Annotated in this window: 2 protein-coding genes; one reads left to right on the forward strand and one right to left on the reverse strand. The window is 60.7% G+C overall.

The window, feature by feature from the left end; translation table 11 throughout:
• Positions 1 to 33 precede the first annotated feature (33 nt).
• Entirely contained in the window at positions 34 to 750 is a 717-nt protein-coding gene (locus AC1DU6_RS30775; RefSeq protein ID WP_056196685.1) for a helix-turn-helix transcriptional regulator, read from the forward strand.
• Between the two features lie 286 nt (positions 751 to 1,036).
• On the opposite strand, the gene AC1DU6_RS30780 is transcribed toward AC1DU6_RS30775, so the two are convergent.
• Positions 1,037 to 1,528: SPFH domain-containing protein (locus AC1DU6_RS30780; protein ID WP_477861894.1), on the reverse strand; the 492-nt coding region annotated here is incomplete at its 5' end.

Consider the following 1,528-nt stretch of genomic DNA (forward strand, 5'->3'; position numbering starts at 1 on the left):
AGGCCGCACTGCGCCTACCAACCCTAGTAGCGCATGAACCTCCAGCGGTACGAACAAGTCAGTCAAGCAGCAGATCTCACGTCTTTTCGACAGGGGCTGATCGCCTTCGCGAATGACCTAGATTTCGGTCTGGTCGTTGGCGTGCTGGCCATCGAGCACCGTGGGCCGGGTGCGAAGACTGAGTACGTCGCCGTAGGTAACACACCTGAGGCTTTCTTGGAGATTTCCAGGGACAACAGCTACGCGCAACGCGACCCCGTGCATCAACGTTTGGCGAGCCTGACCAAACCGCTGATTTACGACCAGGCTTTCTACGTGGACGCCGGTGCAGGCGAGTTGTGGGAGATGTATGCACCGTTCGGCTACCGGACCGGTGTTGCCGTAGGTGTCCAAATGCCTGGCTACCGCCGGTTGCTTCTCGGGCTCGATCGGGACGCACCCTTGCCCAAAGATCCGATCAAGCTGAATCGGATGATCGCGGACTTGCAATTGCTCGCCGTTCATGCACAGGACGCTGCAGGGCGGCTGCTTGTGTCCAAGAGATCGGCACAACCTGCGGTGCAGCTTCCGTCACGACAGCTTGAGATCCTGAAGCTGACGATGGAGGGCAAGAGCGCCTGGGTTGTCGGGAGCCTGCTAGGCATCAGCGAGAACACGGTGAACTACCACATGAAGCAACTGTTCAAGCTGCTCGACGTGTCCACCAAGCACCAAGCCGTGCTGAAGGCGATGGAGCTGGGGCTGCTCTGACCGGCTACCGGCCCTACCAGGGTTTGTAGTTCTCTGTTGTCTGCCCGTCCTACACACTGCGCGCCATCTCAACGCTGCTAGCCGGACGGTGCAAATGGAAAAAGTTTCTTTCTGGGAAGTTCTCGCAGAACTGCTCGGCTTCCCGATTACGGGTAATTGATCCCGATCCTCTGAGCAGATCTTAGGAAAAGCGACACCTCCATCGCTTTCGTTCGGCGCCCCCCGAACGTCTTGCGCCCGCGACTGCCCTTGTTCAGGGCCCTCGCGGGCTTTTTTGTTCTGGGCCTCAGGCCTTTGCGCCGCCTTTGAACAACGCCATGGCGGTGCCGATCAAACCAGCGACTTCCGTCATATTGCCCGGCACGATCATCGTGTTGTTCTTCTGCGCAAGCTGGGCATAGGCGTCGACAGCCTTCTCGGCGACCTTCAGCTGCACAGCCTGATCACCGCCCGGCTGCTGGATGGCCGCTGCGATCTTGCGGATGGCGTCCGAAGTCGCGTCCGCGACAGCGGTGATCGCTGCGGCCTGGCCCTGTGCCTGGTTGATCTCGGCCTGCTTCTCACCCTCCGAGCGTGCAATGGCCGCCTCACGTTCGCCGGTCGCGATATTGATCTGCTCCTGGCGCCGGCCTTCTGACGCCGCAATCAGCGCGCGTTTCTCGCGCTCCGCCGTGATCTGCGCCTGCATGGAATGCAGGATGGCTGGCGGCGGCGTCAGGTCCTTGATCTCGTAGCGCAGCACTTTGACGCCCCAGTTCAAGGCCGCCTCGTCCAGGGC

It is taken from the genome of Roseateles sp. P5_B10, assembly GCF_056400485.1.

What these genes read in the sequence shown, in the direction of transcription:
- AC1DU6_RS30775 (WP_056196685.1), top strand. Translation starts at nt 34, where the DNA reads ATGAACCTCCAGCGGTACGAACAAGTCAGTCAAGCAGCAGATCTCACG.